We start from the raw sequence: 15,458 nt of genomic DNA on the forward strand, positions 1-15,458 counted from the left end.
ATCATCACCGCCTGCGCGCCGGCGTCGATCTGTGCGTTCAGGTAGGTCGCGACCGAGTCGGCGTTGATCGCCAGGATGCGGTGCATCAGGTCCGGGCGGCTGTACATCAGGCTCTTGACGGCGCGGTAGTCGTCCGAGCCGCCGCCTTCGACCATGTAGCAGGCCAGCGTCCAGGGGCTGCCCGAAAAGCCGATCAGCGGCACCCGGCCGTTCAGCGCCTTGCGGATGCTGGTCACCGCGTCGAACACGTAGCGCAGCTTGTCCATGTCGGGCACGGCCAGCGTGGCCACGTCGGCCTCGGTGCGGATGTTGCGCGCGAACTTCGGGCCCTCGCCCTGCTGGAACGTCAGGCCCAGGCCCATCGCGTCGGGCACGGTCAGGATGTCCGAGAACAGGATGGCCGCGTCCAGCGCATAACGTTCCAGCGGCTGCAGCGTCACTTCGGTGGCGTAGTCCACATTCGTGGCCAGCCCCATGAACGACCCCGCCTGGGCGCGCGTGGCGCAGTACTCGGGCAAATACCGACCGGCCTGGCGCATGAGCCACACCGGGGTGTGGGCGGTGGACTGGCGCAGGCACGCGCGCAAAAAGGTGTCGTTCTGCAGGGGGGCAAAGCTCATGGGGGTGTCCGGTGCGGGTTCAGGGGGAAGCGGGGATTATCCCGCCTGGGCCCCGCCGCCCGGCTTGCGCTGGCGCAGGGTTCGGGTGGGCCGTGCAACCGGCCAGCGCCATGGGCGCATGCGTGTGACGCCGGGTGGTGTGGGCCGGGACTGCTGGTGGTCGGGGGCCGCGCCAGCCTTTGGGCGGCGTTGCGCGCCGGAGAGAAATTGGAATCTGACCCCAATAACTTGCCCCAATAACATGGCGTGACCCCGATGACGTGACCTGAGAAAAGACCCCGCTGACCGCGGGCAGCGTCTGGTGCATCCGGTGTTTCCAGCGGAAGCGGCGGGGGAGGGCGCACATAGGGTGCCGCACCCACCCCCGGGGCGCCGCCACGGCCACAATGGTCCATGACCGCCCCTGCCCGACCCGACCGTTCTTTCACCCGCGCGCTGCGCCACATCCGCCCGGCCGATCTGAAAGCGGCGGCACAACTGGCGGCCCAGGCCACCCACGGGGTGATCGACCTGACCGAGAGCGTGCACCAGTCGGTGCGGCGGCGGCTGGGCCTGTCGGCCGGGGCTTCGACCGAACGGACCGGAGGTCTGACCGGTCAGGTCTACCAGGCGGTGCGCGGCGTGGCCCGGCTGGTGGGCTGGGGCACCGACGCCGCCCTGGCGACGCTGCTGCCGCTGCTGGACGATCCTGCCACGCACCCCGAAGCCTCGCCGCAGCGCGAGGCGGTGCTGGCCGCGTTCAACGGGGTGCTGGGCGACCGGCTGCAGGCCATGGGCAACCCGCTGGCGCAGGCCATGGCATTGCGCGTGAACGGCCAGCCGCTGACCCTGAGCCGCGATGCGCTGAAGGCGCAGTTGCCGAACGCCGGCCCGCACCTGCTGCTGCTCATCCATGGCCTGTGCATGAACGACACGCAGTGGCGGCGCAATGGCCACGACCACGGCGCCAGCCTGGCGCCGGCGCTGGGTGCCACGCCGGTTTACCTGCGCTACAACACGGGCCTGCACACCTCGGTCAACGGGCGGGACCTGGCCCTGCTGCTGGAGCGGCTGGTTGCGGCCTGGCCGGTGCCGCTGGAACGCATCATGGTCATCGGCCACAGCATGGGCGGGCTGGTGGCGCGCTCGGCCGTGGCCACCGGGCGGGGCCTGGGCCAAGGCTGGCCGGGGCTGGTGCAGGACCTGGTGTTTCTGGGCACGCCGCAGCACGGCGCGCCGCTGGAGCGGGCCGGCCACGGCGCGGACTGGCTGCTCGCGTCCAACCCGTTCACCGCGCCGTTCGCGCGGCTGGGGAAAATCCGCAGCGCCGGCATCACCGACCTGCGCCACGGCCATGTGCAGGACGCCGACTGGCAGGGGCGCGACCGCTTCGCGTCGGGCGCCGACCACCGCCAGCCGCTGCCGCTGCCCGATGGCGTGCGCTGCTTTGCGGTGGCCGCCACCCTGGCCGGGCAGCGCAGCCGGGTGGCCGAGCGCTTGACCGGCGACGGGCTGGTGCCGCTGGACAGCGCGCTGGGCCGGCACGACGACCCCGCGCTGCGGCTGGAGGTGCCGCGCGAGCGCCAGCGCACCGTCTTCCGCACCGGCCACCTGGACCTGCTGTCCAGCCCGGTGGTGGCCGAGCAATTGAAAGACTGGCTCGCTGGGCCCGGCGCCCGCGCCTGACGGGGGCCTCGCGCCTGGGGCTTGAAAGCCGGGCCGGCGCCCATAATTGCGCCCTCGCGAGTGCCGCACGCCCCTTGGGGGCCGGGCGGCGATGCCCCCCTACCTTTTGCACACCGAACCCGACATGAGCAAACAAACCCTGAACTTCCAGGCCGAAGTGGCCCAGCTGTTGCACCTGGTCACCCACTCGCTGTATTCCAACCAGGAAATCTTCCTGCGCGAGCTGATCTCCAACGCGTCCGACGCCTGCGACAAGCTGCGCTTCGAGGGCCTGAACAACGACGCCCTGTTTGAAGACGCGCCCAACCTGGACGTGCGGGTGGCCTTCGACAAAGCAGCCCGCACCATCACCATCACCGACAACGGCATCGGCATGAGCCAGGCCGAAGCGGTGGAGCACCTGGGCACGATCGCCAAGAGCGGCACCAAGGACTTCATGGGCCGCCTCAGTGGCGACCAGAAGAAGGACGCGCAGCTGATCGGCCAGTTCGGCGTCGGTTTCTATTCGGGCTTCATCGTGTCCGACCGCATCACAGTGGAAAGCCGCCGCGCCGGCCTGCCGGCGGCCGAGGGTGTGCGCTGGGCCAGCGCCGGCACGGGCGACTTCGAGGTCGAGGCCATCGAGCGCGCCGCGCGCGGCACCAGCGTGACCCTGCACCTGCGCGAAGACGCCAGCGACTACCTCAGCCACTGGAAGCTCAAGCAGATCATTGGCAAGTACTCCGACCACATCAGCCTGCCCATCCTGATGCAGAAGGAAGAGTGGGACGCCGAGAAGAGCGAGTACATCACCAAAGACGAGTGGGAGGCGGTCAACTCCGCGTCGGCCCTGTGGACGCGCGCCAAGAAGGACATCAGCGACGAGCAGTACGCCGACTTCTACAAGGCCATCAGCTACGACCAGGCCGACCCGCTGACCTGGAGCCACAACCGCGTCGAAGGCAGCACCGAATACACGCAGCTGCTCTACATCCCGTCCAAGGCGCCGCACGACCTGTGGAACCGCGACAAGAAGGCGGGCATCAAGCTCTACGTCAAGCGCGTGTTCATCATGGACGAGGCCGAGGCGCTGATGCCGGCCTACCTGCGCTGGGTCAAGGGCGTGGTCGATTCGGCCGACCTGCCGCTGAACGTCAGCCGCGAGCTGCTGCAGGAAAGCCGCGACGTGAAGGCCATCCGCGAAGGCAACACGCGCCGCGTGCTCAGCCTGCTGGAAGACCTGGCGAAAAAGGACCAGCTGCCCGCCGCTGAGGGCGCCGACGGCGCGACCGATGTGGTCAGCGAAGAAGACAAGGCGCAGGCCGGCAAGTACAGCGCCTTTTACGCCGAGTTCGGCGCGGTGCTCAAGGAAGGCCTGGGCGAGGACTTCGCCAACCGCGACAAGATCGCCAAGCTGCTGCGTTTTGCCTCGACCCAGAGCGACACGGTGAACGTGTCCTTCGCCGACTACAAGGCGCGCATGAAAGACGGTCAGAAGGCCATCTACGTCATCACCGCCGACACCCTGGCCGCGGCCAAGAACAGCCCGCAGCTCGAGCTCTTCCGCAAGAAGGGCATCGAGGTGCTGCTGATGACCGACCGCGTGGACGAGTGGGCGCTGTCCTTCCTGCACGAGTTCGACGGCACGCCGCTGCAGAGCGTGGCCAAGGGTGCGGTGGACCTGGGCGAGCTGCAGGACGAGGAAGAGAAGAAGGCGGCCGAGCAGGCGGCCGAGAGCTTCAAGCCGGTGCTCGACCAGCTGAAAGAGGCGCTCAAGGACAAGGCGCAGGACGTGCGCGTGACCACGCGCCTGGTCGATTCCGCCGCCTGCCTGGTGGTGGGCGAGGGCGAACTCTCCAGCCAGCTCACCCGCATGCTCAAGGCCGCGGGCCAGCAGGCCCCAGACGTCAAGCCGGTGCTGGAGGTCAACGCCGAACACCCGCTGGTGAAGAAGCTCGACGGCTCGGCCCACTTCGATGATCTGGCCCACATCCTGTTCGATCAGGCCCTGCTGGCCGAAGGCGGCCTGCCGGACGATCCGGCGGCGTATGTGAAACGCGTCAACGCCCTGCTGCTGGCGTGACGGGGTTCGCGGGTGCCGGCGTGGCCGGCCCCGCCACCGGTCCTGCGGGGAACCCGGTGGCGGTCGCCGGGGTCACAATGCAGCGGTGTGCTGCAGCACGACCGAGGACCGCACCATGAACACCACCACCCCTTCCCGTTTGATCGCCTGGCAACGTCGCTGGCCGGCGTGGGCCCTGCTGGCGATCGGCCTGTCGGGCTGCTCGTCCATGGGCGTGGGCATCGGCATTCCCGTGGGGCCTTTCTCCATCGGCGTGGGGGTGGGCTCGGGTGGGGTGAACCTGGGGGTGGGCACCAGCGTCGGCCCGGTCGGGGTGGGCGTGGGCGTCAACCAGGACGGGCGGGTGGGCGTTGGCGCGGGCGTGGGCGTGAGCGCGCCCATCGGCAACAGCGATGCCCGCGTCGGCGTGGGGGTGGGCACCAGCACCACCGTCTACGACCCGAACGAGAAAAAGTAGGAGCGCGCTGGCGCAGCGGGGCGCTGCGTGCCGGGTGGCAGGCGGTTGGTAAAAATGCCAGGGGGTCCGCACACCGGTGGTCCGGGTTGTGACTAAACTCACACGAAGGGACTACATTCAAGGGCTTGCATCAAGGCCCTTCGCCGCCGACCGTCAACGTGCAATTCCAGCGCCCATTCGATCCAGTCGTCACTTTCCGCAACAGCCAGGGCGAAGCCGCGCGCGGCACGCTCACCAGCCTGCAACGCCGGTCGCTGGTGATGGAGGTCTACAACCCCTATTCCATCGTGCAGGTCAGCGAGGTGCTCAGCGAGCTGAGCATCCGCTCGGGCGAGCGCAGCATCTACAAGGGCAAGGCGGTGGTGGTGAGCCTGCTCAACACCGGCCTGATGGCGGTGGTCTCGCTGACGCTGATCGACGAGTGGAACGACCTGGGCGTGATCGACCACAGCTCGCGCAGCGTGTCCGAAGCGGTCGGCCGTTTTGTCGAGGAATGGGAATCGCGCTCGCGCGTGGGCGAGGCCTACCAGGTCGTGGTCAACGACCTGCGCGCCTATTTCGCCGAGGTCACGCGCTGGCTGGACCAGGCCGACATCACCGCCGGCCTGCCGCGCGACGTGAACGGCCGCGTGCGCGACGATGTGTTCTACGAAATCGCCCGGCCGCTGCTGACCAAGGGGCGTGAATACCTCATGCGCTTCGAGGCCGAGGCCGCCAGGGTGCCGCCCGAGCAGGAGCCGGCCCACCGCGCGTTCGCCCAGGCCGCCATCCACCCGTTGGTGCTGCGCGCGCCCTTCGTCTACCGCACCTTCGCCAAACCGCTGGGCTATGCGGGCGACTACCAGATGGTCAACCAGATCCTGGGCAACCCGCGCGAGGGGCCCAGCACCTACTTCGAGCTGGTGAACTTCATGTTCTTGCAGGCCGGTGTGGCCCAGGCGCACCGCAACCGGGTGGACATCCTGCTCGAACGCCTGCAGACCCTGGCGGCCGGGGCGCGGGCACAGGGCCGTCCGCTGCGCGTGCTCAACGTCGGCTGCGGACCGGCGGGCGAACTGCAGCGCCTGTCGGCGCTCGATCAGCCGCTGGACCACCTGGACGTGACGCTGATGGACTTCAGCGACGAGACCCTGCTCTACACCAGCCAGCGCCTGATCGAGGTGGCGGGTGCCGCCGGGCGCGAGCCGCTGAAGGTGCACCTGCGCCACGAGTCGGTGCACCAGCTGCTCAAGCGCAGTTCGCGTGAGCAGGACGTGCCGCTGGAAGAACAGTACGACTACATCTACTGCGCCGGCCTGTTCGATTACCTGGCCGACAAGGCCTGCGCGCGCCTGATCGCCTATTTCGATCGCCACCTGCGGCCCGGCGGCACCGTGCTGGTGACCAACGTGCACGTGAACAACCCGGAGCGCTTCTGGATGGAGCACTTCATGGAGTGGTACCTGATCTACCGCGACGAGGCCGGGCTCACGCGGCTGTTCCCGTCCACGCTGCCCGACGTGAAGACCTACACCGATGCGACCGGTGTGAACCTGTTCGCCGAAGCGGTCAAGCCTTTGTGAGGCCGACGGCGTGACGATCGTCCTGTCCAACGACCTGCTGCCGACCTCGTTCGAGGAGGCCGAGCACCGGCATCTGATGTTCTACAGCCAGATCACCTGCGTGGTGGCGATGGTGCTGGTGGCCAGCGGCGTGGGGCTGGACGCGGCGTTCTACCCCGAGCTGTCGCTGCGCTTCGGGCTGGGCCGTCTGGCGGTGGTGGCGCTGATCGGTGCCACGCTCTGGAGCTACCGCACCCGCTGGGGTGCCGGGCATGTGCGCGGCCTGACCTACTTCTGGATCGCGCTGCCGCAGCTGATGATTGCCTGGATGATCTTCGTCACCGACGGAGAGGCTTCCATCTACTTCGTCGGGTACACGTTCGCGGTCTCGGGCATCTGCATCTTCCTGCCGCTGTCGGTGCGTGAGGCCCTGGGCTTCAGCGCGTTCACCATGGCCGCACATGTGCTGGCCTGCAGCCTGCGAACAGACGGGGTGCAGAACTGGCCGGTGCTGGCCGGGCAGCTGGTCTTCATCGCCTTCTACACGGTGATCGCGGTCACCGTCTCGGTCTACGGGGGGCGCCAGCGTCGCCAGACCTACACCCTGCAGACCGAGGTGCAGCGCCAGAAGGACGAGCTGGTGGCGCAGAACAAGGCGCTGGCCGACATCAAGGGCCAGCTGCTGCAGCGCGAGAAGATGGCGGCGCTGGGCACGCTCTCGGCCGGCTTGCTGCACGAGCTGAACAACCCGGTCAACTACAGCCTCATGGCCATCAACATGGCGCAGCAGCTGCCGCCGGCCAAGACCGACGAACTGCTCAAGGAAAGCCTGACCGACGCCAAGGAAGGCATGTCGCGCGTGCAGGCCATCGTCTCGGACCTCAAGACCTTCGCCTACCAGAAACCCGGTGACAACAGCCTGCGGCCCTTTCTGCTGGAGCAGGCCATCCGTTCGGCGCTGCGCCTGGCGGGGCACGAACTCAAGGGCGTGCAGGTGGCGGTGGACCAGCCGCAGGACACGCACGTGCTGGGCGACGAGCCGGCCATCATCGGCGTGCTCATCAACCTCTTCAGCAACGCCGCGCTGGCGCTGCAGCGCGCCGGGCGCGAGCAGCCGTGCATCGACGTGCGCGTGTGGGAGGCGGACGGCCGGCTGCGCGTGGCGGTGCGCGACAACGGCCAGGGCATCCTGCCCGAGCACATCGGCCGCGTGTTCGAACCCTTTTTCACCACGCGCGACGTGGGCGCCGGCCTGGGCCTGGGCCTGAGCGTGAGCTACGGCATCGTGCAGCGCCACGGTGGCGTGCTGGCCGTGGAGAGCGAGCCCGGCGCCTGGACCGAATTCACGTTTGACCTGCCGAGGCCCGCATGAAACCCGAGATGCCCGCCACCCTGGTCCCGTCCGACCCGGTCGCCACCCCCGGCGCGGCGCGTGCCGTGCTGCTGGTGGACGACGAGCCGCAGGCCCGCAAGTGGTTCACGCGTGTGTATGGCGACGAATTCGTGGTGCTGGTGGCGGCCGACGCGCAGGCCGCGCTGGCCCTGCTGGCGCAGCGGGCGTCCGAGGTGGCGGTGCTGCTGAGCGACCACCGCATGCCGGGCGACGACGGTGTGTGGCTGCTGACCCAGGTGCGTGAACGCCACCCGCACATCGTGCGCCTGCTGTTCACGGCCTACGCCGACAAGGACATGGCGCTGGCCGCGGTCAACCAGGGGCAGGTGCATCGCATCCTGGAGAAACCGCTGGACGAAGCGCTGATGCGCGCCACCTTGCGCGATGCCCTGGCCCAGAGCCTGCGCAGCGCGCGCGAACGCCTGCTGCTGGAGCGCCGCGCCGCCGCGCTGCGCGACACCCTGGGTTTTCTGGCGCACGAGGTCAGCACGCCACTGGCCACGGTGCGCGGTTACCTCACGGCCATGCGCGACCGCCACGCCGCCGCGCCGCCCGACGAAGACGCGGTGGCCCACCTGGCGCAGCGCCGCCCCGGCGAGGTGCTGCACCTGATCGAGGCCGCCCAGCGCCGAGCCGACTACGCGCAATCGCTGGTGGCCACCTTCGTGCAGTCGGCGCGCGACGCCTGGCAGCCCGACGCGAGCGTGCGGCTGCGCGCCAGCGAGCTGGTGGGCGCGCTGCGCGACGAATACCCGTTCGAAGGCGACGAGGCGCACTGGTTGCAATGCGACCTGGCCGCCGACTTCAGCCTGCCAGGGCGGCGCGACCTGCTCTACCTGGTGCTGTGCACCCTGGTCAAGAACGCGCTGCTGGCCCTGCGCCCGCAACCCCCGGCCGTGCCCCGCGTGCGCGTCGTGCTCGAACGCACGGCCGCGGTGCCCGGTCTGCCGCAGCAGCCGACCATCGCCGTCATCGACAACGGCCCCGGCATCGCGCCCGAGGTGCTGGCCCGCCTGACGCGCGAGCCGGTGACCACGCGTGCCGCGACCGGTGGCAGCGGCATGGGGCTGCTGTTCGGTCACCGGGTGATGAGCTCGCTCGGTGGCGCGCTGGTGGTCCGCTCCACCCCCGGACAGGGCGCCTCGGTGCGCCTGCATTTCCCGTTGGAAGACGCCTGAAGCCCGCCGGGGCACAGGTGAACACATGAAAAGGAGAGGCCCATGAAGCCCGACAAGATTCTGTTTGTGGACGACGAAGCCATGGCGCTCAAGTACTTCGAGCGCCTGGTGGGCCCGCTGGCGCCGGTGATCACCGCGCCGTCGGTCGAGGAGGGCAAGGCCATCCTGCGCGAACGCGGCGCCGAGATCGCGGTGCTGGTGAGCGACCAGCGCATGCCCGGTGAACGCGGCAACGAGCTGCTGCGCCACGCGCGCGAGCACCACCCGCACATCGTGCGCCTGCTGACCACCGCGTACTCCGAACTCGGCGAGGCGATCGAGGCCATCAACAGCGGCGAGATCTTCCGCTACATCAACAAACCCTGGGAACTGGACAGCCTGCGTGCCGACCTGAAACAGGCGCTGGAGCTGGCCGATCTGCGCAACGAGCGCAACGAACTGCTGCGCGACAAGCTGCTGGCGCAGCAGAGCCAGCTGCTGGCCAACCGGCTGGGCACCTTGCTCATGCTGGGCGCGGCGCTGCTGGCCGACGCGAAGGCGCACGAGCCGGCGGTCTACCAGTTTGCGCAGGCCGCCCTGCTGTGCCGCCCGGCCGACCCCGAGGTGGACTGGCACCGCTGGGAACACGCCGACCTGCTGCAGGCCGAGGCGCAGCGCGGCGCCGCCATCGCCATGCACCTGCGCCGCTGGCTACAAGACCTGGGGCCGCGCGTGGACGGCGACGCTGCCCTGGCTGTGCTGGCCAAGGTGGTGGGGGGTGAACTGCGCGAGGGGGCGGTGTGGGTGCGCGAGACGGCGGCCTTCACGGCCCTGCTGACGGCGCCGGCCGGCGCCGCCGTGACCCACGGCCAGTGTGCCTGGCTGGCCTGGCTGCTGTGGCAGGGCGGGGCGGCGCAGCTGAGCGTGGACGCGGCCGGTTGCAGCATCCGCCCGGTCGCCGCTGTCGTGCTCAGCGGCGACTGGCTGGCCGCGGTGATGGAGCGTTTCCGCCCCATCACATCCTGACGGGATCAGGCCAGCGTGATCGTCACGTCGATGTTGCCGCGCGTGGCGTTGGAGTAGGGGCAGACCTGGTGGGCGGTGTCCACCAGCGCCTGGGCCTGGGCGCGGTCCATGCCGGGCAGGTGCACCGTCAGGCGCGCGGCGATGCCGTAGACCTGACCCACGGAACCCAGGTCCACCTCGGCGTCCACCGCCACGTCGGCCGGCACGGCCAGCTTCATCTTGCCGGCCACGGCCTTGATGGCGCCGAGGAAGCAGGCCGAATAACCGGCGGCGAACAGCTGCTCGGGGTTGGTGCCGTTGCCGGGGGCGCCGGGCGGGGTGTGCGTCACGGCCAGGCGACCGTCGTCGGACTTGGAGGCGCCGTCGCGGCCCCCGGTGGTGTGGGTGCGGGCGGTGTAGAGGACTTTGTCGAGGGATGCCATGGGGGTTCCTTGGATGGGTGCTTCAGCGAAGCGGGGTGAAAAAAAGGGGATCAGGCGCTCAGGCGCTGGCGCAAGGCCTGCACCTGGCGGGTGAGCGCCAGGGCTTCGGCCACATCGCATTGCGAGGCTTGCAGCACGCAAGCCGGGATGCGCTGGGCGCGGGTCTTGAGCCGCCGGCCGTCGGCCGTCAGGCGGATCAGCACCCGGCGCTCGTCGGCCGCGTCGCGCAGGCGGGACAGCAGCCCGGCGGCCTCCATGCGCTTGAGCAGCGGCGTGAGGGTGCCGGAGTCCAGGCTCAGCCGTTCGCCGAGTTCCGAAACGGTCAGGCCGTCGCGCTCCCACAGCACCAGCAGGGCCAGGTACTGCGGGTAGGTCAGGCCCAGCTCATCGAGCAGCGGCTTGTACAGCTTGGTCATGGCCAGCGAGGCCGAATACAGCGCGAAGCACAGCTGGTTGTCCAGCAGCAAGGCCTGTTCAGACAAGGTGTTTCGGGGGGTGTTGCGTGTGACCATGGGGTGAACTGTAGCTGGCAATTGAATTGTGTGCAATTGAATTGCTAAAAACCTTTTTGAAGATATGGATTTATGCGGAGCGCGATGCCTTGTCCAGAACGCGACGGAACTGGCTCTGCCAGGCTGCACGGATTGCCCCCTGGGGGGGCGAGGGCTGCGGCTCCAAGTCTGCCTGCGCAGACTCGGACAGCCCGAAGTGACACCGGCTCCGACGGTGGCGCGGCCTGGCACGGCGCAGCCGGGCGCGGGGAGGGGTCAACCCACCAACGGCGCGTTCTGCATCTCTTCGATCTGTTCCACCAGCATGTCCACCTGGCCCTGCCAGTAGTCGCGGCTGCCGAACCAGGGGAAGTTGATGGGGAAGGCCGGGTCGTCCCAGCGGCGCGCGATCCAGGCGCTGTAGTGCACCAGGCGCAAGGTGCGCAGCGGTTCGATCAGCGCCAGCTCGCGGCGATCGAAATCGCGCACCTGTTCGTAGCCGTCGAGCAGGGCGCCCAGCTGCTGGGTCTGCTGGCGCCGGTCGCCGGACAGCAGCATCCACAGGTCCTGCACCGCGGGGCCCATGCGGGCGTCGTCCAGGTCCACAAAGTGCGGGCCGGCGCCGGGCTGGTCCTGGGGCGTCCAGAGGATGTTGCCGGGGTGGCAGTCGCCGTGCAGGCGGATGCGCCGGATGCCGCCGTCACCCGTGGGCGCCGCCGCGCACAGCACCGGGTGCGCTTCGATCAGCGCCAGCGCGTCGGTCAGCGCGGCCTGCCAGGCGCTTTGCACTTCCGGCGCGACCATGCGGTGTTCGAGCAGCCAGTCGCGTGGTTCGTGGGCGAAGCCGGCCACGTTCAGCACCGGCCGGACTTCAAACGGGCGCGCCGCGCCCACGGTGTGCAGGCGGCCCAGAAAGCGGCCGATCCATTCGAGCACGTCGAAGTCGTCCAGCTCGGGGCGGCGCCCGCCGCGGCGCGGGCTCACGGCAAAGGCAAAGCCGCCGAAGTGGTGCAGCGTCTGCCCGTTCACCACCAGCGGCGGCACGGCCGGCACTTCGGCGGCCACCAGGTCGGCCGCGAAGGCGTGTTCCTCGGCGATCTGCGCATCGCTCCAGCGACCGGGCCGGTAGAACTTGGCCACCACCTGGGCGTGGCCGTCGAACGGGGCCTCCAGATGCGCCTGGTAGACCCGGTTCTCAAAGCTGTTGAGCGCGGACAGCCGACCGTCGCCCCACAGGCCGATGCTGGCCAGCGCGTCCTGCACCACATCGGGCGTGAGGCGGGCAAAAGGGTGGATGTGCGGGTGGGCGGCGGTGGCGTCGGGCGTCTCGTGCATGGGGCGATTGTGACCCGCACGCCGTGCCAGAATCGGCGCATGAAACGCTCCCGTCAACGTCAACTGCACATCATCCGGCAGGGCCTGTGGTACTCGCTGGCCCTGTGCGTGGTCATCATGCTGTTCGGCGGTGTCGGCTTCTGGGTGCTGGAGCCGCAGGTGATCACCCTACAGGACGGCTTGTGGCTGGCCTTCACCACCGCGGCTACCGTGGGCTACGGCGACATGGTGCCGCAGACGCACGCCGGACGCGTGTTTGCCGCACTCATGGTGCTGCTGGGGCTGTCGGTGCTCTCGCTCGTCACGGCTTCGCTGGCCGCCATTTTTGTGGAGCAGGAAGTCGAGGCCGAAGTGCAGGCCGAGGAGCGGCAGATCGAGCGCGAACTGATGAACGAAATCCGCGCCCTGCGCGAGCAGGTGCGCGCGCTGGACGCCCGACTGGACCAGACCCAGGCGGCACAGAAACAGGAAACCATGTGAAACCCCAGAAGACCCTGCAGGAGCAACTGCCCGAACTGCGCGAAGGCCAGTCCATCGAGTTGCTCAAGGAACTGCACATCCTCACCCGAGAGGGCAAGCTCAACCAGGACACGCGGCGCAAGCTCAAGCAGGTCTACCACCTGGTCCAGTTCATCGAGCCGCTGCTGGCCGAGGTGCTCAAGGACCGGGGCGATGTGACCCTGGCCGACCACGGGGCCGGCAAGTCCTATCTGGGTTTCATCCTGTACGACCTGTTCTTCAAGGACAAGCCGGTCGGTCACGTGCACGGCGTGGAGTCGCGCGCCGAGCTGGTGGACAAGTCGCGCGCGCTGGCGCAGCGCCTGGGCTTTGGCCGCATGGGTTTTCTGGCGACCACGGTGCAGCAGGCCCTGGCCCATCCGGACCTGCCGCCGCAGATCGACGTGGTGACCGCGCTGCACGCCTGCGACACCGCCACCGACGACGCCATCGCGTTCGGCCTGGCCAAGCAGGCGCGCTTCATGGTGCTGGTGCCCTGTTGCCAGGCCGAGGTGGCGGGGGTGATGCGCGAGCGCAAGGCGCTCAACCTTTCGCGCATGCCGCTGGCCGAGCTGTGGCGCCACCCGCTGCACACGCGCGAATTCGGCAGCCAGATCACCAATGTGCTGCGCTGTCTGCAGCTCGAAGCGTACGGCTACGACGTCACGGTGACCGAACTGGTGGGCTGGGAACACTCGATGAAGAACGAGCTGATCCTGGCGCGCCGCCTGCAGCCGGCGCGGCCCGCGCAGCAGGCCCGGGCACAGGAACGTCTGCAGGCCATCCTGGACGAACTGGGTCTGCAGCCGCTGGCCGCGCGGTTTGCGCTGCCGACGGCAACGGCCGCCGCCTGAGCCGGTTTATTGCGCCGGCTTGGCCGCGGGGGCCGCGGGCTTGGCCGGGCCAGCCGCCGCGGTCAGGCGCTTGCCAATGCTCGCTTCCAGCGCCTTGAGCTTGGGCTCAATGGTCGGGCGCGTCTCGGCCACCAGCTTGCCCAGCAGCGCTTTCTGCAGCTCGCCGCTGAGCTGCATGTACTTGGCGTAGACCGGCGATTCGAGCATGCCGATGACCTGCTTGAGTTCGTCTTCGCTGAGCTTTTCTTCCAGCAGCTTGCCCGCGGTGGAGGGGGCGAGCTTGATGGCGCGCTCGCGCACCAGCGGCACGGCGTCGGCGGTGTAGGCCTTGACGTCGTTGCCGATCTCTTTGGCCACGGCTTCGCGCTTTTCGGGCGCCACGCGCGCCTGCAGGAACAGGCTGGCCTGGTTCAGGAACTGGGCCGCCGGCTGCTCGGCCAGGTTGCGGGCCAGTGCTTCGATGCCGGGCTGCTGCAGCTTGAGCAGCTTGGCCACCAATTCCTTCTTGGCAGGTGAGACTGCAGGCGCGGTCTGTGCCAGGGCAGAACCGGTGAACAGGCACAGGGCCAGCGCGAGGGGGGTGAAGTGTCGTGTGTGCATGGCGCATGGTAACCAATCACCGTGTTGCACAGGTGTGCAGACGTGTCCGCCAAACCCGTGCGGACCGCCTGTGAACGGGTTGCCCGTTGGCGACGAGGGTGTTACGGTCCGGGTCCTGTTGTTTGGACCCCGTCCCCTTACCGATGCCGACACTGACCGATATGCCCTTCCTGCTGCAGTCCATGGCCTGGCCCCTGGTGCTGCTGCTGGCCTGGTTCCTGGGCGAACGCCTGCACGAAGCCTGGCAGATGCCGCGCGTGAGCAGCTACGTGGCCGTGGGCCTGGTGGCCAGCCTGTTCAACCTGCCGGGGCTGACCGATGCCGTGCCGGGCCTGCCCTTCCTGGCCAATGTGGCGCTCTCGCTGATCCTGTTCGAGCTGGGCTACCGCATCCACCTGCGCTGGTTCCGCCACAACCCCTGGATGCTGGTGCTGGGCCTGGGCGAGTCCGCCGTCACCTTCGTGGTTGTCTATGCGGTCTCGGGCTGGTTCGCCCTGCCCACCGACACGCGGCTGATCATCGCGGCGCTGTCCGTTTCGGCCTCGCCCGCGGGCATCCTGCGCGTGGCCAACGAAATGCGCAGCGCCGGCCAGGTGACCGAGCGTGTGATGCACCTGTGCGCCATCAACTGCCTGGTGGCGGTGTTCGCACTCAAGCTGATCACCGGCTACTGGTACCTCGCCAATTCGGGCGACCTGACGCTGGCGGTCTTTGGCAGCGTGCACGTGCTGGCCACCTCGGTCGCGGTGGGGGTGCTGCTGGGCGTGGCGGTGCCAGCGCTGCTGCGCGCACAGCGCATCGAAGAGCGCGACGTGACCCTGGTGTTCGCCCTGGCCGTGGTGCTGCTGACCACCATGGCCTACGGACTCAAACTCTCGCCCCTGCTGGCGGCGCTGAGTTTCGGAATCGTCGCGCGCGAGCGGCGGGTGCACCTGACCAACGCGCAGCGCGGCTTCGGCACCGCGGGCGACCTGCTCACGCTGTTCCTGTTCGTCTACATCGCCGCCCTGCTGGACTGGAGCGAGCTGCACACCGGCGTGTGGCTGGGGCTGGCGCTGATCGTCGCCCGCACCGCCAGCAAGGTGCTGTGCAACGTGGCCGCGGCACGCCTGTCGGGCAGCACCGAGCGCAAGGGCCTGCTCACCGGCCTCGCGCTCACGCCCATGTCGGCTTTCGCCATCCTGCTGCTCGAACAAAGCCGTCAGCACGGCTTCGAGCCCGCGCACCAGGTGCTGGCCACGCTGGCCTTCATGATGCTGTTGCAGGAGCTGCTGGGCCCCCTGGTGACGCAGCGCGCGCTCAAGGCCGCGGCCGAGACCCATCTGACGAAAGCCTGA

General features: G+C 69.1%; 14 protein-coding genes and 1 pseudogene. 10 read left to right on the forward strand and 5 right to left on the reverse strand.

Annotated features, from left to right (window positions below):
* Positions 1-620, reverse strand: a 620-nt coding sequence (locus RMP09_RS21090) for a uroporphyrinogen decarboxylase family protein (protein WP_310567941.1), incomplete at its 3' end; no start/stop codon positions are given.
* 393 nt (positions 621-1,013) lie between these two features.
* Between RMP09_RS21090 and RMP09_RS21095 the strand changes: the two genes are divergently transcribed.
* From RMP09_RS21095 to RMP09_RS21125, 7 genes and pseudogenes are all read left to right on the forward strand, one after another.
* Complete coding sequence (locus tag RMP09_RS21095) at positions 1,014-2,285, forward strand: alpha/beta hydrolase (protein WP_310567942.1); 1,272 nt, start codon at positions 1,014-1,016, stop codon at positions 2,283-2,285.
* Between the two features lie 124 nt (positions 2,286-2,409).
* Entirely contained in the window at positions 2,410-4,347 is a 1,938-nt protein-coding gene (htpG, locus tag RMP09_RS21100) for a molecular chaperone HtpG (RefSeq protein ID WP_310567943.1), read from the forward strand.
* A gap of 115 nt (positions 4,348-4,462) precedes the next feature.
* Positions 4,463-4,792, forward strand: a pseudogene (locus RMP09_RS21105) (hypothetical protein); the annotation flags it as partial.
* Positions 4,793-4,962: 170 nt separating this feature from the next.
* Positions 4,963-6,366, forward strand: a complete 1,404-nt coding sequence (locus tag RMP09_RS21110) for a class I SAM-dependent methyltransferase (protein WP_310567944.1) — start codon at positions 4,963-4,965, stop codon at positions 6,364-6,366.
* Positions 6,367-6,376: 10 nt separating this feature from the next.
* Positions 6,377-7,717, forward strand: a complete 1,341-nt coding sequence (locus RMP09_RS21115; RefSeq protein ID WP_310567945.1) for a sensor histidine kinase — start codon at positions 6,377-6,379, stop codon at positions 7,715-7,717.
* Between the two features lie 8 nt (positions 7,718-7,725).
* Positions 7,726-8,916, forward strand: coding sequence for a hybrid sensor histidine kinase/response regulator (locus tag RMP09_RS21120; protein ID WP_310567946.1), 1,191 nt, complete (start codon positions 7,726-7,728; stop codon positions 8,914-8,916).
* A 42-nt stretch (positions 8,917-8,958) separates the two neighbouring features.
* Positions 8,959-9,921 carry a response regulator gene (locus RMP09_RS21125; RefSeq protein ID WP_310567947.1) on the forward strand — a complete coding sequence of 321 codons (963 nt, stop codon included), beginning with the start codon at positions 8,959-8,961 and terminating at the stop codon, positions 9,919-9,921.
* A 5-nt stretch (positions 9,922-9,926) separates the two neighbouring features.
* Here RMP09_RS21125 and RMP09_RS21130 read toward each other — a convergent pair whose 3' ends face one another.
* The 3 genes from RMP09_RS21130 to RMP09_RS21140 all read right to left on the reverse strand — a co-directional run bounded on the left by RMP09_RS21130 (position 9,927) and on the right by RMP09_RS21140 (position 12,169).
* Positions 9,927-10,343, reverse strand: a complete 417-nt coding sequence (locus tag RMP09_RS21130) for an organic hydroperoxide resistance protein (protein WP_310567948.1) — start codon at positions 10,341-10,343, stop codon at positions 9,927-9,929.
* Positions 10,344-10,393: 50 nt separating this feature from the next.
* Positions 10,394-10,855, reverse strand: coding sequence for a MarR family transcriptional regulator (locus RMP09_RS21135; protein ID WP_310567949.1), 462 nt, complete (start codon positions 10,853-10,855; stop codon positions 10,394-10,396).
* Between the two features lie 255 nt (positions 10,856-11,110).
* On the reverse strand, positions 11,111-12,169 hold the full coding sequence (locus tag RMP09_RS21140) for a serine/threonine protein kinase (protein WP_310567950.1): 1,059 nt from the start codon (positions 12,167-12,169) through the stop codon (positions 11,111-11,113).
* 39 nt (positions 12,170-12,208) lie between these two features.
* Between RMP09_RS21140 and RMP09_RS21145 the strand changes: the two genes are divergently transcribed.
* Together RMP09_RS21145 and RMP09_RS21150 are read left to right on the forward strand one after the other, a co-directional pair.
* Complete coding sequence (locus RMP09_RS21145; protein WP_310567951.1) at positions 12,209-12,649, forward strand: potassium channel family protein; 441 nt, start codon at positions 12,209-12,211, stop codon at positions 12,647-12,649.
* A complete protein-coding gene (locus RMP09_RS21150; RefSeq protein WP_310567952.1) occupies positions 12,646-13,521 on the forward strand; it encodes an SAM-dependent methyltransferase in 876 nt (291 codons plus the stop codon). The genes RMP09_RS21145 and RMP09_RS21150 overlap by 4 nt, the downstream gene beginning before the upstream one ends.
* A 6-nt stretch (positions 13,522-13,527) precedes the next feature.
* Here the strand turns inward: RMP09_RS21150 and RMP09_RS21155 are convergent, their stop codons facing one another.
* Positions 13,528-14,121 carry a hypothetical protein gene (locus RMP09_RS21155; RefSeq protein WP_310567953.1) on the reverse strand — a complete coding sequence of 198 codons (594 nt, stop codon included), beginning with the start codon at positions 14,119-14,121 and terminating at the stop codon, positions 13,528-13,530.
* Positions 14,122-14,282: 161 nt separating this feature from the next.
* Between RMP09_RS21155 and RMP09_RS21160 the strand changes: the two genes are divergently transcribed.
* Entirely contained in the window at positions 14,283-15,458 is a 1,176-nt protein-coding gene (locus RMP09_RS21160; RefSeq protein WP_310567954.1) for a cation:proton antiporter, read from the forward strand.

The sequence above is a fragment of the Hydrogenophaga sp. genome, from assembly GCF_031426985.1.
Classification (GTDB): domain Bacteria; phylum Pseudomonadota; class Gammaproteobacteria; order Burkholderiales; family Burkholderiaceae_C; genus Hydrogenophaga.